Source organism: Ruegeria sp. AB11, from assembly GCF_056536325.1.
Genome location: NZ_JBQFJO010000002.1, coordinates 200,864 through 222,427, shown reverse-complemented (window position 1 = coordinate 222,427; position 21,564 = coordinate 200,864). Strand labels below are relative to the sequence as shown.

General features: G+C 54.7%; 23 protein-coding genes and 1 pseudogene. 17 read left to right on the top strand and 7 right to left on the bottom strand.

Translation table 11 applies throughout. The annotated features are described in order from the left end of the window. Nucleotides 1-8: 8 nt before the first annotated feature. Nucleotides 9-281 (bottom strand): hypothetical protein, encoded by a 273-nt coding sequence (locus ACR3EJ_RS20515; RefSeq protein ID WP_170481362.1) that lies wholly within the window; start codon nucleotides 279-281, stop codon nucleotides 9-11. Nucleotides 282-632: 351 nt separating this feature from the next. On the opposite strand from ACR3EJ_RS20515, the gene ACR3EJ_RS20510 reads away from it, so the two are divergent. From ACR3EJ_RS20510 to ACR3EJ_RS20475, 8 genes are all read left to right on the top strand, one after another. After that, complete coding sequence (locus ACR3EJ_RS20510) at nucleotides 633-1,223, top strand: L,D-transpeptidase (RefSeq protein ID WP_170417888.1); 591 nt, start codon at nucleotides 633-635, stop codon at nucleotides 1,221-1,223. A gap of 67 nt (nucleotides 1,224-1,290) precedes the next feature. Continuing rightward, nucleotides 1,291-1,740 carry a c-type cytochrome gene (locus ACR3EJ_RS20505; RefSeq protein ID WP_170546171.1) on the top strand — a complete coding sequence of 150 codons (450 nt, stop codon included), beginning with the start codon at nucleotides 1,291-1,293 and terminating at the stop codon, nucleotides 1,738-1,740. Nucleotides 1,741-1,893: 153 nt separating this feature from the next. Then, on the top strand, nucleotides 1,894-2,076 hold the full coding sequence (locus ACR3EJ_RS20500) for a hypothetical protein (RefSeq protein WP_157054267.1): 183 nt from the start codon (nucleotides 1,894-1,896) through the stop codon (nucleotides 2,074-2,076). Between the two features lie 60 nt (nucleotides 2,077-2,136). Beyond that, nucleotides 2,137-2,706, top strand: coding sequence for a cytochrome c (locus tag ACR3EJ_RS20495; protein ID WP_170546168.1), 570 nt, complete (start codon nucleotides 2,137-2,139; stop codon nucleotides 2,704-2,706). Between the two features lie 9 nt (nucleotides 2,707-2,715). Beyond that, nucleotides 2,716-3,615: a c-type cytochrome gene (locus ACR3EJ_RS20490; protein ID WP_170703397.1), complete on the top strand. Its 900-nt coding sequence runs from the start codon at nucleotides 2,716-2,718 to the stop codon at nucleotides 3,613-3,615. Between the two features lie 39 nt (nucleotides 3,616-3,654). Further along, the gene (locus tag ACR3EJ_RS20485) at nucleotides 3,655-5,025 is read left to right on the top strand and encodes a multicopper oxidase family protein (protein ID WP_170546163.1); all 1,371 of its coding nucleotides are present in this window, start codon (nucleotides 3,655-3,657) and stop codon (nucleotides 5,023-5,025) included. After that, nucleotides 5,025-5,498, top strand: coding sequence for a c-type cytochrome (locus ACR3EJ_RS20480; protein WP_170546160.1), 474 nt, complete (start codon nucleotides 5,025-5,027; stop codon nucleotides 5,496-5,498). The genes ACR3EJ_RS20485 and ACR3EJ_RS20480 overlap by 1 nt, the downstream gene beginning before the upstream one ends. A 1-nt stretch (nucleotide 5,499) precedes the next feature. After that, nucleotides 5,500-6,228: a DsbA family protein gene (locus ACR3EJ_RS20475; protein WP_414478956.1), complete on the top strand. Its 729-nt coding sequence runs from the start codon at nucleotides 5,500-5,502 to the stop codon at nucleotides 6,226-6,228. A gap of 37 nt (nucleotides 6,229-6,265) precedes the next feature. Here the strand turns inward: ACR3EJ_RS20475 and ACR3EJ_RS20470 are convergent, their stop codons facing one another. Beyond that, a complete protein-coding gene (locus ACR3EJ_RS20470) occupies nucleotides 6,266-6,463 on the bottom strand; it encodes a heavy-metal-associated domain-containing protein (RefSeq protein ID WP_170417905.1) in 198 nt (65 codons plus the stop codon). A 173-nt stretch (nucleotides 6,464-6,636) separates the two neighbouring features. Here ACR3EJ_RS20470 and ACR3EJ_RS20465 point away from each other — a divergent pair, with 173 nt between their 5' ends. From ACR3EJ_RS20465 to ACR3EJ_RS20440, 6 genes and pseudogenes are all read left to right on the top strand, one after another. Next, nucleotides 6,637-9,147: a heavy metal translocating P-type ATPase gene (locus ACR3EJ_RS20465; protein WP_170546157.1), complete on the top strand. Its 2,511-nt coding sequence runs from the start codon at nucleotides 6,637-6,639 to the stop codon at nucleotides 9,145-9,147. Nucleotides 9,148-9,162: 15 nt separating this feature from the next. Then, entirely contained in the window at nucleotides 9,163-9,549 is a 387-nt protein-coding gene (gene cueR / locus ACR3EJ_RS20460) for a Cu(I)-responsive transcriptional regulator (RefSeq protein ID WP_010437349.1), read from the top strand. 526 nt (nucleotides 9,550-10,075) lie between these two features. Next, nucleotides 10,076-10,540, top strand: a pseudogene (locus tag ACR3EJ_RS20455) (DNA-binding domain-containing protein); the annotation flags it as partial. A 36-nt stretch (nucleotides 10,541-10,576) separates the two neighbouring features. Further along, the gene (locus tag ACR3EJ_RS20450; protein ID WP_480423636.1) at nucleotides 10,577-11,731 is read left to right on the top strand and encodes a transposase; all 1,155 of its coding nucleotides are present in this window, start codon (nucleotides 10,577-10,579) and stop codon (nucleotides 11,729-11,731) included. Then, the gene (locus ACR3EJ_RS20445; protein WP_170546151.1) at nucleotides 11,700-12,563 is read left to right on the top strand and encodes a TniB family NTP-binding protein; all 864 of its coding nucleotides are present in this window, start codon (nucleotides 11,700-11,702) and stop codon (nucleotides 12,561-12,563) included. The genes ACR3EJ_RS20450 and ACR3EJ_RS20445 overlap by 32 nt, the downstream gene beginning before the upstream one ends. Next, entirely contained in the window at nucleotides 12,563-13,498 is a 936-nt protein-coding gene (locus tag ACR3EJ_RS20440) for a TniQ family protein (RefSeq protein WP_480423448.1), read from the top strand. Before ACR3EJ_RS20445 ends, ACR3EJ_RS20440 begins: the two co-directional genes overlap by 1 nt. Before the next feature lie 70 nt (nucleotides 13,499-13,568). Here ACR3EJ_RS20440 and ACR3EJ_RS20435 read toward each other — a convergent pair whose 3' ends face one another. Further along, nucleotides 13,569-14,216, bottom strand: a complete 648-nt coding sequence (locus ACR3EJ_RS20435) for an IS6 family transposase (RefSeq protein WP_170546145.1) — start codon at nucleotides 14,214-14,216, stop codon at nucleotides 13,569-13,571. Here ACR3EJ_RS20435 and ACR3EJ_RS20430 point away from each other — a divergent pair. Next, nucleotides 14,193-14,561 carry a DDE-type integrase/transposase/recombinase gene (locus tag ACR3EJ_RS20430; protein WP_375543912.1) on the top strand — a complete coding sequence of 123 codons (369 nt, stop codon included), beginning with the start codon at nucleotides 14,193-14,195 and terminating at the stop codon, nucleotides 14,559-14,561. The two genes, ACR3EJ_RS20435 and ACR3EJ_RS20430, sit on opposite strands and share 24 nt — an antisense overlap. 133 nt (nucleotides 14,562-14,694) lie before the next feature. Next, complete coding sequence (locus ACR3EJ_RS20425; RefSeq protein WP_170546142.1) at nucleotides 14,695-16,326, top strand: hypothetical protein; 1,632 nt, start codon at nucleotides 14,695-14,697, stop codon at nucleotides 16,324-16,326. 24 nt (nucleotides 16,327-16,350) lie between these two features. On the opposite strand, the gene ACR3EJ_RS20420 is transcribed toward ACR3EJ_RS20425, so the two are convergent. Genes ACR3EJ_RS20420 through ACR3EJ_RS20405 form a run of 4 tightly spaced genes read right to left on the bottom strand, consistent with a single transcriptional unit; the run spans nucleotide 16,351 to nucleotide 20,262 of the window. Beyond that, entirely contained in the window at nucleotides 16,351-17,088 is a 738-nt protein-coding gene (locus ACR3EJ_RS20420) for an SDR family oxidoreductase (RefSeq protein WP_170546139.1), read from the bottom strand. Continuing rightward, complete coding sequence (locus tag ACR3EJ_RS20415; protein ID WP_170546136.1) at nucleotides 17,085-18,410, bottom strand: FAD-binding oxidoreductase; 1,326 nt, start codon at nucleotides 18,408-18,410, stop codon at nucleotides 17,085-17,087. Before ACR3EJ_RS20415 ends, ACR3EJ_RS20420 begins: the two co-directional genes overlap by 4 nt. Further along, nucleotides 18,407-18,835: a GtrA family protein gene (locus tag ACR3EJ_RS20410; protein WP_170546133.1), complete on the bottom strand. Its 429-nt coding sequence runs from the start codon at nucleotides 18,833-18,835 to the stop codon at nucleotides 18,407-18,409. The genes ACR3EJ_RS20415 and ACR3EJ_RS20410 overlap by 4 nt, the downstream gene beginning before the upstream one ends. After that, nucleotides 18,832-20,262 carry a UbiA family prenyltransferase gene (locus ACR3EJ_RS20405; protein WP_170546130.1) on the bottom strand — a complete coding sequence of 477 codons (1,431 nt, stop codon included), beginning with the start codon at nucleotides 20,260-20,262 and terminating at the stop codon, nucleotides 18,832-18,834. The genes ACR3EJ_RS20410 and ACR3EJ_RS20405 overlap by 4 nt, the downstream gene beginning before the upstream one ends. Before the next feature lie 329 nt (nucleotides 20,263-20,591). Between ACR3EJ_RS20405 and ACR3EJ_RS20400 the strand changes: the two genes are divergently transcribed. Beyond that, nucleotides 20,592-21,539, top strand: coding sequence for a hypothetical protein (locus ACR3EJ_RS20400; protein WP_170546127.1), 948 nt, complete (start codon nucleotides 20,592-20,594; stop codon nucleotides 21,537-21,539). Nucleotides 21,540-21,564: the final 25 nt, after the last annotated feature.

Here is a 21,564-nt window from a genome sequence, read left to right as displayed (position 1 = left end):
GGCGCTTGTCAGGCGCGCGTACAGATTGGGCGCCCTTCAATAGTCCTAAGTGGTAGGTAGGTTGTTTCAACTGGCCCAACATAGCGATACCAATAGCAACCGTCCTCAGGCATGATTTTCACTGCGTTCAGGTCCTGGCCCGGAGCAGCAATCTGGGCTACGGCGTCAGGAACTTGGGAAAGCGTTCCGGGCTCGCTATCTGCAGATATTGACGTTGTTTCGGTACAAGCGCCGATGAACAAAAGTGCGGCCAGTGCTTGGAAAGCTTTCCTGAAGGACATGGTGTTTAGTCCACTGTGATTGTCATTTGTAGTGCCTGCTACCCTCGCATCGACGGGTGATCACATCAATTCACCAAGAACTAAGCAATTGTTAGCGTTGCTTTTTTGTGTTCGGTTGATTCAAGAAAGTCAGGTTTTGCTTAAAGCAGCCTGGAGTTACGTCCAAGAAAAATTGCTTTTCCACAATGACTTGATGATTTGGGTCCGCCTTCTAAGGAAATATCCCTGCGCCAACGGCAACGACAATTCAGACGAGACATCCCATATGAAATGTCATTTGCGTGTTGACCTTCCAGCGCAGGAACCGGGCATACGAGTTATTTGAGTCGGAAAAAAAGAATAAACTTTGGGATGGCAGGCATGAAACGGAGCAAAGAAGGAAAGGTTGTTACGCGACGTGGAGTGATTGCCGCGTTTGCTGCGACGACGCTTTTTCCAGCACCGGCCGTTTGGGCCCAATCAACGGCAACTGAGGGGACGCGCCGCAATGTTTCCTCATTCCGCGTTGCTAAATGGCAGGACCACTTTGATACGCTTAAGAATGGTGTGATCCTTTCCGATACACAGTCCAAGGTCCTGCAATATTGGTCGGAAGACGAAAGCGTCTACCGAATGTATCCAACCAGCGTACCGCTGACGGAAGACCTTACAAGGCTGGGCTACACCACAGTTACTCGCAAGGTCGAAGGGCCGTCTTGGCGACCGACACCAGCAATGAAAAAGCGCAACCCCGCTTGGCCCGATTATGTGGGCCCGGGTCCGGAGAATCCTCTGGGGACACATGCACTTTATTTGAGCTGGCAATACTACCGGATCCACGGCACCAACGACACGCGCAAGATCGGGAGAAGATCCTCCAACGGCTGCATTGGCTTGTACAACGAGCAGATTGCGGAATTGTTCGAACTGGCCACTGTGGGCACTCAGGTAAAACTGATCTGACCTTGGTCAGGCCGATTTTTTTTGCGCGCGTTGAACCTAAGAACTGACAATCATGTGAAGAAAAGAGATGGATAAACTTACACTCTTGATCGGCGGAGTAGTGATCGCAGGCGCCGCCGCGTTCGTCTACAACTTAAATCAGCAACCAACAGGTCACTCGATGACGCCGCCCGATACGTCAGCACTGGAGCAAGGAGACCCAATCGAAAACGTCACTCTGCCGGACCAGCTAAGCGAATTTGCGGCCGTCGGCAAAGTGGCATTCGACGCCAAATGCTCGGCGTGCCATGGCGCGAATGCAACAGGTCTGGAAGGCCTTGCACCACCTTTGGTGCATAAAATCTATGAACCAAGCCACCATTCGGACGAGTCATTTTATGTGGCAGTCCAGAATGGAGTTCGGGCACACCATTGGAAGTTCGGCAATATGCCGCCGGTCGATGGCTTGACCCGTGCAGATGTGCAAGGCATCGTGGCTTACATCAGAGAGTTACAGCAGGAAAACGGGATTTTCTGAAAGTGACAAGCCTAATGCGCAGTGCAATTCGTTACATCATACTGTCAATGGTGCTGACTATTGGCGGGCTGCTTGTGACGGCCGATTCTGCTCATGCACATGGCAGTGGTTCTCAGCACGTGATTGACCAAACGGACTCCGCGGACGTTGAGCATGTCAAGCAGGGTCATCCCGGACATTGTCATGGCGGAACGATTTGCAACGCTGTTGGTCTATTTTCGATGGGTCCACCACCGCCTGGCCCCCAAGATACTGAACAAAGATACTCGATCCCTCGAGCCCAATACCGGGTTCTCGGTATCGCGGCGTTTGACCCACCACCGCCGCGTGTCCTGATCTGACCAGTCGAATTGCGCTCAACCTGGGCGCGTCGAAGCAGACGACAAGGACAAAACAATGAACATTCTGAAAATGACCACAGGCGTTGCCCTGGTTTCTCTGTTTGCAGCCGCCGCCCTGGCGCATGGTGGCGCAACCGGCATCGTCAAAGAACGCATGGATGGTATGTCCGCGATGAAGGACAGCATGAAGATCCTTACGCCGATGATGCAGGGGAAAACGCCCTACAATGCGCAAACGGTACGAAGCGAGGCCAAGAAAATCGGGCGTCACGCTGGCGAGAGCATGACAAAGCTGTTTCCAGAGGGATCTGATGGCAAACCCTCGGAGGCCAAATCGGAGATCTGGCAGGATTGGGGTTCATTTGCCGAGTTAGCCAGGCAGTTGGAAACCTACTCTGAAGGCCTTGTGCTTGCGGCGGACAACGGGTTGATGATGTCCGGGTCGGGCCATGGTTCGGGCATGATGGGCGGCGCATCCATGATGGGTGGCGGTTCTATGATGGGTGCCGGAATGATGGGCGGCAGTCCAAACCAGGCACAACTTTCTGAAATGCCGGCGGATGGCGTGTTTATGATGCTGAGCCAGACATGCTTGGCATGTCACACGCAATTTCGGTCGGAATAGGAATGCGTCATGAGACCGATATTCCGATTGGGCCTTGCTGCCGCCGTAACGGCGTCAGCGGGACTTGTTGCCGTGATGGCTTGGCCGATTGGTCAGCCCCTACAATCGCTCGACATTCAGGGTGACGTTAACCGCGGGGCGTATCTGGCAAGGGCAAGTGGCTGTATCGCGTGCCACACCGATTTTGCAAAAGGGGGTGCGCCGCTGGCCGGCGGGGTAGAGTTAGATACACCGTTCGGCACGCTCTATTCGCCGAATCTGACCACCGATCCTGACCACGGGATCGGTGATTGGACGGTCGAGGAATTTGCCCGCGCGGTGCGTCAGGGCGTGTCGCCTGACGGGGAACCCTATTACCCAGCCTTTCCTTATCCGTTCTATGCCAACTTCACAGATCAGGACATCGCAGATCTCTGGGCAGCCTGGCAAACGGTTCCACCGGTAGCGGAATCGTCAAAAGAGCAGGAAATGGTGTTCCCCTTCAATCAGAGATGGGGCCTGAAGCTGTGGCGCGCGGCTTTTCTGGAACCCCCCCGCACTGATCCCGTGCCGGGCAATGACGAAGTGTGGAATCGAGGCCGGCTACTGGTCGAAGGTGCCACGCATTGTGCGGCCTGCCACACCGGGAGGAACCTGGTTGGCGCAAGAAATTCGGACACGGAACACTTCAAGGGAAGTGACTCCCTGCCGGGCGGTGACAAGGCACCGGCCATCGACTTTGAGACCCTGCAAAAGCGTGGTTGGGCGGTAGATGATTTGGCCTACGCGTTGCGCACCGGCGTCATGCCTGATGGCGATGTCTTCGGCGGCGCCATGGGAGAGGTCGTAAACTATAGCACCAGCTTTCTGACAGACGAAGACCGGAAGGCAATGGCGACCTATCTGCTGGATGTGCACGACGGAGGGTAATCGAGTGAGAGATCAAATTTTCTTTGGAGGGAAGTCCTCATGAAGCTCAATCGCAGGCAATTCGTTGCAGGCACGTCGGCACTAATCGCAGTGCCGACTATCGGGAGGGCGGCTACGGCCCCCCGAATAATCGAGGCGCGTTCAGGATTGGCGCGTGTTGCGCCCGACAGCTATCCGGAAACCGAGATTTGGGGGTATGATGGCGGTGTTCCGGGCCCCGAAATTCGTGCCCGGCAGGGCGAAACGGTTCGCCGGACACTCCTGAATTCACTGCCTCAGCCTACCGCAATCCATTGGCATGGACTGCGGGTTCCAAACAACATGGATGGGGTGCCGGGTCTTACACAGGAGGCTGTACCAACAAGCGGCGAGTTTCAGTATGACTTGCCTCTGAAGGATGCAGGAACCTTCTGGTACCACTCTCATAACCAGTCAACGGAACAAGTGGCCAGGGGCCTTTACGGCGCGTTCATCGTCGACGAAATGGACCCGCCGGACACGGATCATGACATTACGATCCTGCTGGATGACTGGAGGTTGGGTCAGGACGCCCAAATCGTCGATGATTTCGGCGCGATGCATGACTGGACGCATGCAGGGCGAATGGGAAACTACGTTCACGCACACATATCGCCCATGACAGAAGTTCTGACAAACCAGCGTTTGCGACTTCGAATGGTCAACGTGGCAACTGATCGGATCATGTATGTCTCTGTCGGTGGCGCACGCGGGAAACTGGTCGCTTACGATGGCATGCCTGTAAGGCAGCCAGAGGATTTTGAAACCCTTGTTTTTGGGCCTGCACAGCGAGCAGACTTAATTGTCGATGTCACAGCGGAATCGAACGAAGCCGTTCAAATAACTCTTCACGAACGCGATGAATCGTTTGTCATTGCTGAAATCCCAGTTTCGGAGAGCGGTGCATCCGCAAACCGCGGTGCAATAGAAGCCCTGCCACCCAACCCTGTTTCCTTTCTCGAAGATGTTTCTGACGCTTTGACAATCCCATTGGTGATGGAAGGCGGGGCGATGGGCGGACTGCGTCAAGGCACTTTTAACGGCCAGGTCATGAGCACCAATGAATTGGTTCAGGAAGGGCAGATCTGGACATTCAACGGTGTCGCCGGGTTACCTGAAGACCCGCTTGCTTCCGTTTCGCGTGGCGACATAGTCCGGATTCAGATGCAGAACGACACCGTCTTTCCGCACGCTATGCACTTGCACGGGACGCACTTTCAGGAAGTTCTGCCAAACGGCAACCTAGGGCCGCTGCGGGACACAATCCTGGTTGACCGGATAGAAACGCGGGAGATTGCGTTCGTTGCGGATAACCCGGGGGACTGGCTGTTTCATTGCCACATGCTGTCGCATCAGGCCGCTGGTATGAAGACCTGGCTGAGCGTGGCGTGATGAACAAGAGCGCGGCGAAATGGGCGTCACTGGCTGCTGTGGTGATCATTGTCGCGGTCGCTGGCTGGGGCCTGAGCGGGCGTGCGCAGAACAGTGCATCGGCGGATTCGGCACGTGGTGCAGTTTTGTACGCCGAAAACTGCGCGTCATGCCACGGGGCAAATTTGGAGGGTCAGCAGGATTGGCAAACACCTGATCCGGATGGCGTCTTGCGGGCGCCCCCGCATGACCGAACCGGGCATACCTGGCATCACGGCGACAAGCTGTTGTTCGACTATACAAAGTTTGGCGGGGACCAAACTTTGAAACAGATGGGTGTCGCTGACGTCAAAAGCGGCATGCCAGGCTTCGGGGACACTCTGTCGGATCAGGATATCTGGGACATCCTCGCCTTCATCAAGGAGAGTTGGCCGGATCGGGAACGCAAGCTGCAAGAGCAACGCACCGAAGCAGAACAAACGGAAGGAAACTGATGTGAAACGAATACTTGCAGGCTTAGTCGCTATCGCCATGTCGATTGGCATTCCTATGGCACGCGCCGACGAGCTGTCTGACTCCGATGTAAAACGGCTGGCTCTCGAAGCCATTTTGGAAAACCCTGAGATCATCATGCAGGCGATTCAATTGCTTCAACAGCGCGAGGATCAGGCAAAAGCCGAAGCAATTGGAAGCGTCTTGGAAAATCAGCGTGAATTGCTGGAACAGGATCCGAATGCGCCTGTAATCGGAAACCCGGAAGGCGATGTAACCGTGGTCGAGTTTTTCGACTATAACTGCCCATATTGCAAACGCGCTGCCCCGGTCGTGAAGAACGTAATCGCGGGCGATTCCGATGTGCGAATTGTTTATCGAGAATGGCCCATACTTGGAGAAGGTTCCGACTTCGCGGCACGCGCTGCGCTGGCCTCACGAAACCAGGGAAAATACGAAGAATTTCATTGGGCGCTTATGGCTCTGAACGGTCGTGCCACTGAGGCCAGTGTACTGAAAGTTGTTCGGGAACTTGGCCTGGACGAGGATCAATTGCGCGCAGATATGGAAGCGCCGGAAGTCGACGCGCATATTCAGATTTCCATGGAATTGGCCCGACAGCTTGGCTTCAGTGGCACTCCTTCGTTTGTGATTGGAGATGCGCTTGCCCCGGGTCTGATCACCGAAGATGAAATGACCCGATTAATCGTGGCAGTCAGAGACGCAAGATAGAACCAAGGGGGCGACAGCATGTGCGCTCCTAAGTTTATCATGCGATCGTGGCTTCGTATCCCTCGGACTTCAGCGCTGCAAGGATATGATCAAGTGAATTGGTGCTTAAGACACGTACCCTGCGGTTTTCCATGTCAAAGTCCAACTGTGCGGAGGAATCCACCGTGGCAACGGCTTTTTCGATAGCTGACTTGCAGTGCCCGCAGCTCATATCCGGGATATTTAGGGTCGTCATGGGTGTTTGCTCCTGTTTTCCGTTGTCCCGGCTAAAGTATTCCAGCACAGGAAGGTCAAGTCGTGATTATTGGATCGCCAAGAATGATGAGAAAGAAAGTCAGCCCCATCCCTTGACCTTCCACTTGCTGGAACCCTTATGTTGCCCGTCAGCAGAACATACGTGGTGACAATATGACTAAAAATTCACATGCGCGGTTCCAGGTTCAGGGTATGAGCTGTGCTTCCTGCGTGGGGCGGGTCGAGCGCGCGCTGAAATCTGTGCCCGGGGTAGATGCCGCTTCGGTTAATCTCGCCAGCGAAAGCGTTCAGGTCGATTTCCGCGATCCAGCCGATAAAGCGGCCATTGCTGATGCGCTAAACAGCGCCGGATATCCGGCACGGACGGAAGAAGTCACGCTGGATATTCAGAACATGTCCTGCGCTTCTTGTGTAGGGCGCGTTGAATGGGCATTGCAAGCAGATGATGGCGTCTTGTCCGCGTCGGTCAATCTGGCCACCGAAAGTGCAACTGTACGTTATGCTGAGGGAGTCACAACACCCGAAGCCATCGCGGCGCTTGCGGCATCTGCTGGCTATCCGGCGAGCCTGCGATCCGCGACGCAGACCGAACCACAAGACCGCAAAGCCAAAGAGATTCGCCAATTGGCCCGGCGAACAAGCTTTGCCGCCTTGCTCGCTTTGCCGGTCTTTATCCTTGAAATGGGCTCGCATGTTATTCCGGGCATGCACCACCTGATAGCGAGCACGATCGGCATCCAGAACAGCTATTACCTGCAATTCCTTCTAACCACGATCGTTCTTTTTGGGCCAGGTTTGCAGTTCTATACTAAGGGATTCCCTTCCTTGTTCAAAGGCGCGCCGGACATGAATTCTCTGGTGGCTCTGGGCACTTCGGCGGCTTATGGGTTCTCGCTTGTTTCCACCTTTGCGCCGGGTGTTCTTCCCGCCGGAACCGCAAACGTCTACTACGAGGCCGCAGCGGTGATCGTGGTTCTCATATTGCTGGGGCGGTTCCTCGAGGCACGCGCCAAGGGGCGAACTGGTGAAGCGATCCGCAAACTGGTCGGTCTGCAGGCAAATACAGCGCGAGTTGAGCGTGAAGAAACGGTTGTTGAGCTTCCGATTGAGCAGATCGTTGTAGGGGATATTGTGCACGTCCGACCGGGCGAAAAGATCGCGGTGGATGGTGCCGTAGTGACTGGCGCGTCATATGTCGATGAAAGCATGATTACTGGTGAGCCGGTTCCGGTCGAAAAGATCGAAGGCGCTACTGTGGTTGGAGGAACCGTAAATGGCACTGGTGCGTTGACCTACCAGGCCGAAAAGATCGGTGCCGACACTATGTTGGCCCAGATAATCCAGATGGTCGAACAAGCCCAGGGGGCCAAACTGCCTATTCAAGGCCTGGTCGATCGCATCACGCTTTGGTTTGTGCCGGTAGTGATCATTGTGGCCGTGATGACGGTTCTGGTTTGGCTGTTGTTCGGGCCCGATCCCGCGCTCAGCCTGGCGTTGGTGGCCGGGGTTGCGGTGCTGATCATAGCATGCCCCTGCGCCATGGGGTTGGCTACTCCAACCTCGATCATGGTTGGCACCGGACGCGCGGCTGAGATGGGCGTCCTGTTCCGAAAGGGCGACGCCTTGCAGATGCTGCAGGAAACTACCGTTGTTGCGGTAGACAAGACGGGGACGTTGACCGAAGGGCGTCCGGAGCTGACCGACCTGATTGTGGCAGAAGGAATGACCGAGGATGAGGTTCTGCGCCTTGTTGCGGCCGTCGAGGTTACATCCGAACATCCAATCGCCACGGCCATCGTGCGCGCGGCTGAAACCCGTAGTCTGGAACTTCCCAAGCCAGAAGACTTCACGTCGATCACCGGCTACGGGGTAAGCGCCTCAGTCGAAGGCCATACAATCCTGATCGGGGCCGACCGCCTGATGAATCGCGAAGGGGTTGAAATGGGCGCGCTGTCTGATCGGGGCGCTGAACTGGCAATCAACGGAAAGACTCCGCTTTATGCTGCCGTAGACGGGGTTATCGCGGCCGTAATCGCTGTGGCAGACCCAATCAAAACCACCACGCCAGACGCAATTGAAGCTTTGCACGGGCTGGGCCTGAAAGTAGCGATGATCACAGGCGACAATGCCGCTACTGCCAAATCCATTGCGGCGCAGCTTGGCATCGATCATGTCGTGGCCGAGGTTCTGCCCAAGGGTAAAGTATCCGCGTTGCAGGATTTGCGTTCAAATGGCGGAAAACTGGCCTTTGTGGGTGATGGCATCAACGATGCACCCGCGCTTGCGGCGGCTGACGTAGGAATCGCGATCGGGACAGGAACTGACATAGCCATCGAAGCGGCTGACGTCGTTCTGATGTCAGGTGACCTGACAGGCGTGGTCAACGCCTTCGATATTAGTCAGCGAACTATGCGTAACATCCGCCAAAACTTGTTCTGGGCATTCAGCTACAACACGTTGCTCATACCGGTTGCAGCGGGGGCGCTCTATCCGTTTGGCGGCCCGTTGCTGTCGCCGGTTCTGGCTGCAGGTGCCATGGCTCTGTCCAGTGTCTTTGTTCTGACCAACGCGTTGCGGTTGCGCTGGGTGAAGGCGATCAAAGTTGGTCGAGAGCAGATTTCGCAGAATGAAGAGCGGGCGCTGCAATCAGCGCCTGCTGAATAGTATAGGAGAGCCACTGTGAATATCGGAGATGTAGCAGAACGTTCGGGTCTGCCTGCCAAAACCATCCGCTATTACGAGGATATCGGTTTCATCAAACCCAGGCGCGGCCTGAATGGGTATCGCCATTTCGACGAAAAGGAACTGCATAAACTGGCCTTCATCGGGCGGGCCCGTTCCTTGGGCTTCACTATTGAGGATTGCCGTTCACTACTGGCGTTGTACGAGGACAAAGAACGTGCAAGCGCAGACGTTAAAGAAATAGCCAAACAGAACCTTAAAGAAATTGACGCCAAAATCGCCGACTTGAGGGCCATGCATACAACACTTACTCATTTGATTGAGGAATGTGCCGGTGATCATCGTCCCGACTGTCCCATACTAAAGAACCTTGGCGAAATTTAGTAACACAAGTCGCATACCCACTTCGTTCTCATAGCACGCCTCTATTGAGGAAAAGATATAACCTCAAAGTTCAATACAAATTGGACAATCGTAGCCGCTGGTTGTGCCACCTGCTTGATGGTCACATTTGTTCTACAAGCCTTTTGTTGTATGGCTAGCTGCTCAAACGCATGTAGGCGCTCGCCAAAGCCGTTATGCAGACGGCACCGGCGGCAAATGTCAGCAGCGCGATTGCAATTGGTCCGATCGAATAAGGAAAGACGCGAACGACTGGCTCAAAGCGCGGCGACAGTTTGACCGCTGAAACACATAATGGAATAGCACTCACCAGCGTCGCATAGAGGTAGACCCCAGAAATATTCTCGAAGAGCGCGTGTCACTGTACCCTTAATTACTGGACGCTGGCTTTAGAAAGTTGAGCAAAATCAGTGCTTGATTGTGCCTTTAATTTCTGGACTGTATCACTAATTACCGGACTGTGCCCTTAATTCCCGGACGGAGCGTCCTGTGGATAAGTCGCGTGGGGATGATCTTGTCTAATGAAGTAGAGAACCCAGAAGAAAGTACGCTCGCAGTTGAACGGGCCAATGCGTTGCGTCCAATACTGGAACTTGAGGAGTCAGGGCAAGATATAGGACCGCTACTTTTGGAAGCAGCCAAGATTATGGGCGTTTCGAGAAGCACCGCTTGGGTTTTTTACCGCCGTCTTAAGATTAATGATGGGCGCGCGAGCTCCTTACTCCCTAAACGACGCGGTCCGAAGCATGGCTCACGTCGCTTGGAGCCAGATGTAGAAAGCACTATCGAGCGCGTTCTACGTCAACATTATCTCGTTCCAGAACCCCCAAGCTTTCCAAGGATCGTCAGCGAGATCCGGGCAGAGTGCGCGGCGAGAGGCTATCGCCTTCCCACTCGGCGTACGATCAAGTCGCGTGTCGACGCTATGGATCAACGCGAGGTGATGCGGAAACGGAAAGGCGCAAAGGCGGCGAAGCAAGTTTTCGAGCCGAGGGTAGGGGCCTTGGATGTGGAGCGCCCTTTAGACGTTGTCCAAATCGATCACACTCTGGCTGACATTATTCTTGTCGATCAATTCGAACGTAAGCCTTTGGGGCGACCTTGGTTGACTCTCGCAATAGATGTCGCGACCCGCGTTGTTCTGGGCGTACATGTGAGTTTTGATACGCCGTCCGTCTTGTCCATCGGTTTGTGTCTGCACCATTGCGTGCGAACGAAGTCGATCCGCGCGCCAGAGATACTGGAGAAGTTGTATTGGCCTGCCGCTGGGATTCCGCAAGCCGTTCATGTTGACAACGGGCGGGATTTCCGCAGCGACGCTTTCCAGTCGGCCTGTGCGGATTGGGGAATCTCAATCGAGTACAGGCCACCAGGTCGCGCGCATTATGGCGGCCATATCGAACGTTTGATAGGGACAACCATGGGCGCAGTTCATGTACTCCCGGGGACAACGCAATCATCCCCCAAGAATAGGGGGGACTACGACAGCTCTGACAATGCGGCAATGACATTGGAGGAGTTCGAGGATTGGCTGCACTTAGAGATATGTCGCTATCACAACACCCGCCACGGCGGATTGGGGCGAGCACCGCTGGCGGCTTGGGCAGACCTCGGTGGTGATGGCGTAGGCAGAAAGGTTGTCGATACCGAGGCGTTTCGCATCAGCTTCCTTCCTTCCGAACGTCGGCGTCTCGCTCGAACCGGGATCAAGCTGTTTTCTGTCGGCTATTGGAGCGACGCATTTGGTCCAATGATCGGTCGTGGAGTCGGGAAGGTTACTGTCAAGTACGACCCTCGCGATATGTCCCAGATTTGGGCTGTAAATGACGAAGGACGGACCATAGTAGCGCGCTACAAGAACCTGTCGCGGCCACGGATTTCGCTTTGGGAGTCGCGGCGTGCGCGCGCGATATTTCACCAACGCCAAGGCGGGACGATCCCGGAGGCGATGCTGTTTCAAATTATTGAAGAACAAAGGCGCATCGCGCACGCGGCAAAGCAGCAAACCCTGGCGGTGCGGCTGGAGGGTGAACGTCAAGCGCGACCTCCTAACGACAAAACCAGACGCGATCCATCCCGCGAGATGTTCGCGATCGATACCAATAATCCCGATCTTCCCACCTACCCAATAGATGACATTCATGGATTCCGACGAAAGACTTGATTTAGTCCGCAGTGACCGGTGGATCGCATTCGACCGTGCAAATATTGTTCTCAACAGGCTTACGTCTCTCATGGAGATGCCAAAACAGTCCCGGATGCCGGGCCTCATGGTTTACGGCAGTTCAGGGATAGGAAAGACCATGATCGCTAAGCGTATGGAAAGCCTGTACCCAACCCAATACGAAGCAGATATTGGTGTCACCCGAACACCGATCCTATTACTGCAGGCGCCACCAGCACCCGATGAGAGGCGCTTTTATCAGCACATTCTGGCATCGATCGGCGCGCCCATGTGGGGCCGGCATACCGTATCCGAACTGGAGGTGCGTGCCCTCAGCCATTTGCGCGACATGGACCTGAAGATGATCATGATCGACGAAGTCCACAACTTGCTGGCGGGCAGCTATCGTGAGCAACGGCGTTTCCTGAACATGCTGCGGTTCCTCGCCAATGATCTCTGTGCATCTCTCGTCGTCTTTGGTGTGAATGAAGCGGTCGACGCCATTCGCGGCGACGAACAACTGGCCCGGCGACTGGACGAGCATTTCTTGCCTCTCTGGGAGGACGATATCGAGTTCTCTCGTCTCATCCAGACGCTGATCGCAGCGATGCAATTGGAGCGCGGATCCAGCCTCAGTGTGCATTCGCTTCGGACCATTCTGGGTGTGACTGGCGGTGTTACTTCGCGGGTATTCACGATGGTCAAGGCGCTTGCGATAGACGCTATCGAGACAGGCGAGGAGCGTATCACGGATGAGGCTGTTCAAGCCTGGCAACCAATCTGGGCCAAGCACAGCTGGAACATCCGAAGACAGCCGGTTCCAGCGTTTTAGTGCTTCCTTCTCCGTTGCCGAAGCGTCCACCACCGCTACAAGACGAATTGTTATCAAGTTGGGTCAGCCGACTTGCTGCTGCCAACTATTGCTCTGTTCCTGAATTGCTTGGCTATCTCGGGTTCTCGGACGAACAGCCGCCGGAGACTAGTCACGATCTGCAAGGCACAGATATCAAACGGTTCGGTGCCCTTGCCCGTCTGTCGTCGAGTGACGTGCGGGGCATGTTGCTTGTCCGCCGCGCAGAACTTCCAGTCGAAACTGTATCCTGTTCAGACTTTCAACACTGTCCGACTTGCACGCAAAAAGTGCCCGGCATTTCTCTGCGTCATTGGCGCTACGCATGGTCTATGGCCTGTAATTCCTGCGGTACAGGACTATTACCTCTCGGCACGGCGCCAGGTGAAGAGTTTCAAGTTACGTCACGGTTGGAAGCCCGAGCTTCAAAGGGCGCTGCGTGGTTGGAGCAACTGTATTGGCGCGGAAGTCAGCGTGTTGGTCGGCAAGTGGACTTAGCGCTACAGGTAGTACGGGTTCTTGCGCCAGAGCTTCGTCACGCGGGGCTCTGCTCCAAATCCCGCCATGACCGGTATACTATGCTCGTTGCCGTTCACCTATTGATGACGCGACCATTGGTGGCTGTGTCTATTGCGATGCATCGTGATCCTACCGCACGAGATAGGCTGCGCATGGCATTCCCTGGCCAGCGTAGATTTCTGGATCAACTGGTTCACCTTTCTGGCAGCTTGCCGAGCCCGCTGAAAAATGATCGCAAAATTCAGAAGGCCTGGTTCCCGGCACAAAAACCCGACAACCCAACGAAACCCGATTTTCTGGCGGCGGCAAAAAAAGCAATCGAACAACTCGGAGTAAATGCGGACCGTGCGGAGTTGCTCCGATGTGCGGATCGAACCCTCGAGAAAAGCCGCCGCTAGCCTGTGGATATCCGAGAATTAAGGGCACAAAATCGGGCCAAATGTCCGGCAATGTGTCTGCGTCCAGTAATTAAGGGCACAATGACAGTTGCCCCTTGAGGATCATGTGCGCGAATTCGATCCCGGCCAGAGTTGCTGCAGCCGAGATACAGCACTTGAAGCCAAGCATCGGACGGGTTCGTCTTTTGATGAACCTGTGAGCTTGTTCCATGATGTTATTGAGGTATTTGCGCCTGATCATCTCGATCGGGATCGGGCAGCCATACCCCTTTAACATCTTGTTAATGGCCGTGATGCCAGCGGTGTTTGCGCCGCTTTTGTCGATGACTATCTCTCGCGGAAGGCCGTTGACCTCCAGCATCTGGGCAAAGAATTTCGTAGCAACTGGTTTGTTGCGCCGCTCGGACAGCATGAAATCAAGTGTTTTTCCGTGTTTGTCGACGGCACGGTAGAGATAGACCCACGCGCCTTTCACTTTGATGTATATTTCGTCCATTCTCCAGGAGCGGTCGCATGGTCCTTTGCGCCTACGCGCGACTTCGGCAATGGCGTCTGAGTATCGCGTCACCCAACGGTTCAGCGTGGTGTGATCCACGGAAAAACCTCGCTCTCCCATGACTTCTTCCAAGTCGCGATATGAAACACCGTATCGAACATAAAAGAACACCGCGAACAGGATCACGTCCTTCGGATATTGCGCGCCTTTGAAAGAGTTCATGGACCGACTCTCGACTTGAATACACCGATAGCCATTCACTCGCAGCGCCTACGAGCGTCAACAGCCAAAAGTTTGCAACAGATCATCCGAGAGGTTAACAAAATCCTTAATCGGTTTGGTTGCACCGCCAAAACTCAAACAGTCAGGTCCAAGTATTTAAACAACCTGATCGAGCAGGATCATCGGTTTATCAAGCGTCGCATCCGGCACATGTGCGGGTTCAAATCTTTCAGATCCGCCTCGGCCACACTGGACGGTATTGAGGTCGCCAAAATGATCAAAAAGCAGCAATTCCCCAGTACTATGACATCTGGTTTTCGGCAATTTGCAGAGATCGCAGGATAAGTGTGTCCGGTAAGTCGCTAACTCTGACCGTTCCAAATATTTGCCACACATCCGTATGTGGATGCGCCCGTCTTGCCCCTCTGTCATAGTTTCGTTTACTCATTTCCATGTAGGCGAATTCAGAGAGACTGCCATGCAAAGGGATATTGGCCATCCCAACGGCCCGTTTGGTTTATTGATTTTAGTATTGGTTTTGGTTTTTGGGACTGTCCAAATCTATTTCTGGACTGATCGCAGCATCTGGATTGATGAAGTTTCGCAGTTGCTGAACTTCCCGCTGACCAATCTGGCCCAGGCCTTCGGCCCTTTGCCCGAAGCGCAGCAGGCGGGGCCGCCCGTATTCAACCTGCTGCTGCAAGCTATCTCTGGTCTGTCAATTCACGTGATGCGTCTGATCATCATCCTGCTGACGCTGTGCGTGATCTCGGCGGCAATGTTTGGCGCTTTTGGCAAGCGGGCTCTGCCGATGGCGGCGGGGTTGCTCGTGTTGCTGTCGCTCCCGTCTTTTTTGATCAATGGCTCGATGTTGAAATTCTATGCTTTCGATGCCGCCGGGTTCGCCATCTTTGCGGCCTGGATCTATGCGAAAGACCGGAGCGCGGGGCTGAATTTCCGCGACATTGCAGTTCTTCTGGCAGGCCTTTTTTTGGGTGTTTCCACCATTGTCGGGGCGTGCGTCGTGGTGGGCGTATTTCTGGTATTGCGGCTTCTCGGGCGTCAGCTTGAAGTCAAAGAGATCGCGCTGGCGGGCCTTCTGATTGTGCTGTCTTTGGCTTATTACCTTCAGATTGGTCATGCGACGAAAATTCAGATTACTGCGTTTCCCGATGCCTATGGGGGTCTGGGCATGGAGGCGTTGCAGCGGTTCGGCGACGCCACAATGGAGCTGTTTCGGATCAGAGGCGCGGCCATCTTGTTTGTGGTGTGCCTCGTCGCTCTTGCCGCGGTTGCGTTCACAAAAGGGGCAGAGCGATCGCAACTGTCAGGGCTGATATTGTTCATCAGCGCCATTCTGGCTGCCTTTCTAGGGCTTGCCGCAATCGGCAAATACCCGGCCGCCAGTTCGCGCCATCTGGTTTGGATGTTGGGAGTGTTTCCCGTATTGGCCGGGGCGGTTGTCGATTGCCTGCTCCGCTCGTTAAGCTATCGACGTTCAATTGCCATTGCAGGTTTGGCTGTATTGAGCTGCATATTTGCAGCGACCGGGCTGCGCGTGGTATCGAAATGGCCGCCGCAACTTGTCGAAGGATCCAGTGATCAGGTGATCGCAACTTTGGCTGATCTTCCGCCGTCGCAGGTATTGCATTATTTCGGAGCATTTCGCCTGATCCCATTGATGATCGAACGAGGCGCACCCATTTCCCATCACAGTTATGCGCCATCTCTGTCGACCCACAGTGTTGCGATTGATCCATCCTATTTTGATCCGGAATGGAACGAGATGGACGCCGATCTGTTTTCCGAACTGATCGAGGATATTCTGCACAATGATCCTGCGGGCTGGGCGAAGATGTACATCATGTTGCGTTTGCGCGGCGATTTTCGCCCGTTGGCACGATTTGTTCTGGATGCTGCGCCCCGCGATGGTAGTACGTTCTACATAAGCTCAATCCATGCGGTCTGGCCCGGAGACACGGGGCGGGCGACCCACGGGTTGCGGCAAGTGCTTGACGAAAAGTCCTGCGATTATGAACCGGTGGGGGTTTTCATAACGCTGCTCAGTCCCGGTTATGTCCTGAAGGTCAAATGCCCGAAACTCCCTTAGTCCTGAAGGCAGTAGATGGCAATTTCATAGTTTCAGCTTCTTGAATACGTTCTCTGGAATGTTGCAGATGATCGTCATGATCAGCCACCAGATTGAACGGACATAAATCACGTTCTTCCCGCGCTCGACAGCTGTGGCGATCTTCTCGGCGACCTCCATCGGTTGTGCCGTCAACCATTCAGGCAGGTCCATGTTTTCGGTCATCTGTGTGGCGACAAAACCAGGCAGAACCGTCACCACATGCACACCCTTCTTTGCCAACCGGTTCCTCAGACCTGACAGGAAGGCGGTAAATCCGGCTTTCGCCGAACCATAAACATAGTTTGTTGCGCGCCCACGCAGCCCGGCGACTGAACTGATGCCTACCAGGGTACCGGAACCATGCGTCTCAAACCGATTGGCGAGTTCAGCCAGAATGCCCGCAGGGCCTTCGTAATTCGAACGCATGACCAGGCTGGAGGCTGCTAAGTCCTGTTCGTTCTGCGATTGCTCACCCATGAACCCGACGGCACAAACCGCGATCAATGGCAATTTCGGCAAACTGTCAACGAAGCCTGCAAAACTGTTAGGCTGCAACGCATCGAACTCATGAAGTGTAACGTCGACTTTGTATCGTGTCGTGATGTCGGCGCGGTTGGGTTCCAAGGTTTCGACATTACGCGCCGCAAGCTGGATCGGATAGCCGAGGCTTGCGAATTTATGCGCCACCGCGAGGCCGATGTCCGAGCGCGCACCAAGGATGAGAACGGAATCTTTGCTCATAGCGCTAGCCTTTCGGATTGGGAGGATTGAAAAGTTTCAGAGGCACCGCTGTTCTGACGTTGGGCTACAAACCGCGCCACGCGCGGATCGCTCTCGATCAGCGTCTGTGCGGTCATTCGGGCATCCTTGGCCAGATAAAAACGGCCCCCATGGGCAATGGTGATCCTGTCCAACTGCTCAAGCAGCCTTAGGTTTTTGGAAGTGGCAGGGAAGTCCAGCGCCAGTGTGTAGCCGAGCATCGGAAATGAAAACTTGCTGGACTGCTCACCAAACCGTTTCAGCACAGCCAGAAACGACCCGGCACCGGCCTCGGAAATCGCCTCGAGCAGAGCTTCGAGACCTGCTTTGGATGCATCGAGCGGCAATGCGCACTGAAATTGTAGAAAACCCCGGCGCCCATAAACCCGGTTCCAGTTCAAAATCGCATCCAGAGGATAAAAGTAGCTGTCCCAATCCACCAGATTGTCACCAGCCTTGCGCAGCCCGGCGCGGTAGTACAGCGCGTTGAACGCCTTAACAAGGGGACCTGACATGGCAAAACCCGGAAAGTCGAAGGCTAGACTCTTTTTTCGCTTGGGGCGTAGCGCGTATCGGTCATCGTTTTCCTGCGCGCCCAGCATGTCGCCTGAGGCGTGTTCGCCCAACATGACCAGAGATCGGCCCCGGTTCGCACCACCCTTGAGGCAATCGATCCAGGCGACCGAATACGGGCTGTCGTCGGAGGTTTCGAAGATCTCCATTGCCTCGGCGAGGTTTTTGGCCGGGATCGTGGTTTGCCTGATCCAGCCGGTCTCAACCGGTTGCAGGCGAATGGCTGCCCGCAGGATTATTCCGGTCAGTCCCATGCTGCCAGGTACCCAGTCAAATAGTTCCGGGTTTTGTGTGCGGGATGCCCGGTGCACCTGACCGGATTGATCCATGACATCCACCCATTCGAGGGCCGCCGACATCGAACCGTCACGATGATGGTTCTTGCCATGTACATCGGCCGCGATCATGCCTCCCAAGGTCACGAATTTGGTGCCCGGCGTGACCAGAGGGAACCAGCCACGCGGCAGGAAAGAGGTGATGACATCCGCCAGCAATACACCAGACTCTGCAACCAGGATGCCGGTTTCCGCATCAAACGAGATCATGCGGTTGAAGTGACGCATATCGATTGTACCACGACGGCTGACGGCGCTGTCCCCATAGGCACGCCCGTTTCCGCGCGCGATGACGCCGCCTTTGGCCTGGGCAGCGGTCAATTCTGCCTCGGAACGCGGCCTATCAACGACCGGAGCGTAGATGACCGGAAAGCGCCCCCATCCGCTGAGCATCATGTCGTACGCCTCAGCGACAGCATCGCGTCGGTGAACACGTAGCGCCGGTCCAGATTGTATTTTACCACATAGCCGATGGTCAGGCCGATCACGGCACCGATCTCCCGTGCAAGGTCGGTTTTCCAGAATAGCCAGCATGCTGTTTCGGAACCCCAGAAGATTACCGTCGTGACCAGCCCCATGATGGTGTAGAGCGTGAACTTCTTGCCATGCGCCGCAGCGCCCGAGGACAGGTCATAGAAGATCCAGCGTTTGTCCAAAAGGTACTTTATGACCAGTCCCACAAATGTACCTGCGCCCATGGCAATGACAAAGAGGCCCAAACCTTCGCCCCAGTGCAAAACCAGCCGTTGGGTCATCAGGTTTGCAATCGTTGCGATGACTGCGAACACGCCGTAGCGCAGGACCAATCCCCCCAATGTCATAGCAGCGCACCCCAGATGGCGCAGAACAGAATGCCCAGAAAACACAGCTGACTGGTTCGGTCTTTGGCCGCAAACACGACCGGGTCGTCGTGCATGTGTCCACGATGGGTAATCATGATGATGCGGGTAAGCCAATAGAGCAGGATCAGGCATACAACCCAAAGCGCCGTGGGGGATCGGTAAAGCTCCACAACGGTTGGCGAGTTGATATAAAGCGCCATCACCAGCACCGATACATAACCTGACGAGATTGCCACCTGACTGATGAGCGGCAGATCATCGACCTGATATCCGCGACCAGCAGCTTCCATCGCACCACGCTTGGCGGTGTCTATCAGTTCGGCTTGACGTTTGACCGATGCCAGAGACAGGAAGAAAAACACCGAAAACGCCAAAAGCCAGACCGATAGGGGAATTTCTGTCGCATAGCCACCAGCGATGATGCGCGTCGTGTACAATCCGGCCAGCACTATGATGTCGATCACGATCCGGCGTTTGATGTTCAGGGAATAAGCGGTGGTCGCAACGTAGTAAAAGATCATCGCCCCTAACAAGGCGAGATTGACACTGGCGGCGATGATGACGCCAAGCGCAAGCATGCCCATCGCCATCCAGGTGCCATGAGCGATCGGTATTGCGCCTGACGCAAAGGGCCGTTTGCATTTGCGTGGATGAGCCCGGTCGGCGGCCAGATCCAGAAGGTCATTTGTGACGTAGGCGCTGGAGGCAACCATCGAAAAGGAGATGAATGCCATCAGAGCGGCCAAAAACGTGCCCCAATCGTACTGATGGGCCGCCAGCATCGGCAGAAAGACCAATATGTTCTTGAGCCACTGATGCGGGCGCATTGCCTTGATATACGGTTTGATGGTGTTGGGCCGGGTCTGAAGATGATCGACCTGAGCGTCCAGGCTGTCCACCGTGCTGCGCAACGAGGCAGATGTATTTACAGTGATTGCGCGTTCGGCTTGTGACCATACAGGAATATCGGCATGGGCGTCGCCCATATAAGCAAAACCGCCCTCAAAATGGTCCTTCAGAAACGATGCCTTTGCAGGGCCTTTCAGGTTGCGAACGCCGTCCGATCCGTAGACCTCATCGAAAATACCCAGATGGTCGAAGATGCCATTGGCAATCCTTTCGTCACTGGCCGTTACCAGTGCCGTCCGGCCACCTCGATTACGCCAGTTCTTAACATAAGATATGACCTCGGGGTCGTAGGGCAGCGTCGCCACATCCAATGGGCCGGATTGGGCAAGATCCCGTTTCAGCTTTGCCTTGCTTTGCATCAACGCGCCGACAGCCTGAATTGGCGTCTGCCAGTTTCTTCCCAATGCACTCCAAAAAGTCTCAAACAAAATGTCGGAGCGCAGCAGCGTTCCGTCCAGATCCACCACCAGAACTGGTAAAGGTGTTTCACTCGTCATATGAACAAATGGCCGAAGCCCCTCAAGCTATTAGTCAGATAACGCAAGTATATATATTTACTTGGCTATGGATATAATACGGCGGATGTATGTCTGGCGAGGCACTATTTCACACAGGCTCGTTCATTGCGCCCCTATTGCCCGTACTGATTTGAAATACGGGTTTTTCGGGATCGATCGGGGATTGCCCCTGTTTCATTGCCAAGAACAATATGCTGAATCGAGTAGAATAGTAGAGGGTTCGCGGAAGAATTTGTTTTGCAGGATGTACTTCGCATTTGCGCGATGTACTGTATTTCAATGAGATGAACCTATCGGGAGTTTATGCAGTGCGATTCTTGAGTGCAGTCGTTGTTTCGCTGGTCACCGTATCCTCGGTTCCGAGCCTTGCCCAAGCCGAGGCGTTACAGCGGAGGTCGACTGGTGCGTATATGAACAGTCTTTACGATCTGGTTCCCCCGATGATGAAGTTGCTGGTGGAAGCGAATGGCGAACAGTTTTTTGCAGCTCAAGGCAGCTATGATATCACGCCGCCAGTGGCTCCGCCGAATTGGAACCAGAACTGGATTCGATTTGGTGTTCCGTCGCCAGGGGTCACCCAGTCATGGCCGTCAGTTGAACGCGCAAACGTGACAGATGTGATTATCGTGACGGATAACTTCTCGGGCCCTCCTGTTTATGGCTCACAAGGTGCTAACCCGAACCCGGCTGTCGCCGGGCCTATCCCCAGGCCCCCGGTCGAAGGCAAAGCTTTAACCTGGGGCGATGAGGTAACGGATATTATCGCGGCCCATGAAGAAAATGTGACGGATGAGCCGATCTATTGGATTTACGAAGGCTGGGCTGATGGCGGCAAAATATTGGACGATAGTACCGGTGCCGGATCAGACCGCGACTTTGCCCGTTGGCGTGAAAGAACGACATCACAATATGATTACACGGGTTGGTTCGACAATCTTCTGGAGCACGCCAAAAAAACTGAACCCAGTGTCGCATCGCGCATCAGGCTGATCCCGGTCGCCCGCACAATGGTCTCGGTCATGGAAAACACGCCGGCTTCCGACATCAAAGCTGGCGAATGGTTTAAAGATGCCGCACCGCACGGCAATGACACGCTGCATCTGTTGGTCGCGATGATCGTATACTCGACCATGTTCGAGCAAAAAGCGCCAAAACCGGATGTCTCGACAAAGAATATTCACAGCGTCTTCATGGACAACTATGAAGAAATCTCTGACCATGTGTTCGAGGCTGTGCAGCCCTACATACCGTCCTGACGTCATTACTGCGTTAGCCAGAACC

Bases quoted from the DNA above. Each gene is read 5' to 3' on its own strand.
- ACR3EJ_RS20420 (WP_170546139.1), bottom strand. From the start codon at position 17,088: ATGAGCAAAGATTCCGTTCTCATCCTTGGTGCGCGCTCGGACATCGGC.
- ACR3EJ_RS20515 (WP_170481362.1), bottom strand. From the start codon at position 281: ATGTCCTTCAGGAAAGCTTTCCAAGCACTGGCCGCACTTTTGTTCATC.
- ACR3EJ_RS20490 (WP_170703397.1), top strand. From the start codon at position 2,716: ATGAGACCGATATTCCGATTGGGCCTTGCTGCCGCCGTAACGGCGTCA.
- ACR3EJ_RS20425 (WP_170546142.1), top strand. From the start codon at position 14,695: ATGCAAAGGGATATTGGCCATCCCAACGGCCCGTTTGGTTTATTGATT.
- ACR3EJ_RS20485 (WP_170546163.1), top strand. From the start codon at position 3,655: ATGAAGCTCAATCGCAGGCAATTCGTTGCAGGCACGTCGGCACTAATC.
- ACR3EJ_RS20500 (WP_157054267.1), top strand. From the start codon at position 1,894: ATGTCAAGCAGGGTCATCCCGGACATTGTCATGGCGGAACGATTTGCA.
- ACR3EJ_RS20495 (WP_170546168.1), top strand. From the start codon at position 2,137: ATGAACATTCTGAAAATGACCACAGGCGTTGCCCTGGTTTCTCTGTTT.
- ACR3EJ_RS20410 (WP_170546133.1), bottom strand. From the start codon at position 18,835: ATGACATTGGGGGGATTGGTCCTGCGCTACGGCGTGTTCGCAGTCATC.
- ACR3EJ_RS20505 (WP_170546171.1), top strand. From the start codon at position 1,291: ATGGATAAACTTACACTCTTGATCGGCGGAGTAGTGATCGCAGGCGCC.
- ACR3EJ_RS20510 (WP_170417888.1), top strand. From the start codon at position 633: ATGGCAGGCATGAAACGGAGCAAAGAAGGAAAGGTTGTTACGCGACGT.
- ACR3EJ_RS20435 (WP_170546145.1), bottom strand. From the start codon at position 14,216: ATGAACTCTTTCAAAGGCGCGCAATATCCGAAGGACGTGATCCTGTTC.
- ACR3EJ_RS20480 (WP_170546160.1), top strand. From the start codon at position 5,025: ATGAACAAGAGCGCGGCGAAATGGGCGTCACTGGCTGCTGTGGTGATC.
- ACR3EJ_RS20415 (WP_170546136.1), bottom strand. From the start codon at position 18,410: ATGATGCTCAGCGGATGGGGGCGCTTTCCGGTCATCTACGCTCCGGTC.
- ACR3EJ_RS20405 (WP_170546130.1), bottom strand. From the start codon at position 20,262: ATGACGAGTGAAACACCTTTACCAGTTCTGGTGGTGGATCTGGACGGA.
- ACR3EJ_RS20445 (WP_170546151.1), top strand. From the start codon at position 11,700: ATGACATTCATGGATTCCGACGAAAGACTTGATTTAGTCCGCAGTGAC.
- ACR3EJ_RS20470 (WP_170417905.1), bottom strand. From the start codon at position 6,463: ATGACGACCCTAAATATCCCGGATATGAGCTGCGGGCACTGCAAGTCA.
- ACR3EJ_RS20465 (WP_170546157.1), top strand. From the start codon at position 6,637: ATGACTAAAAATTCACATGCGCGGTTCCAGGTTCAGGGTATGAGCTGT.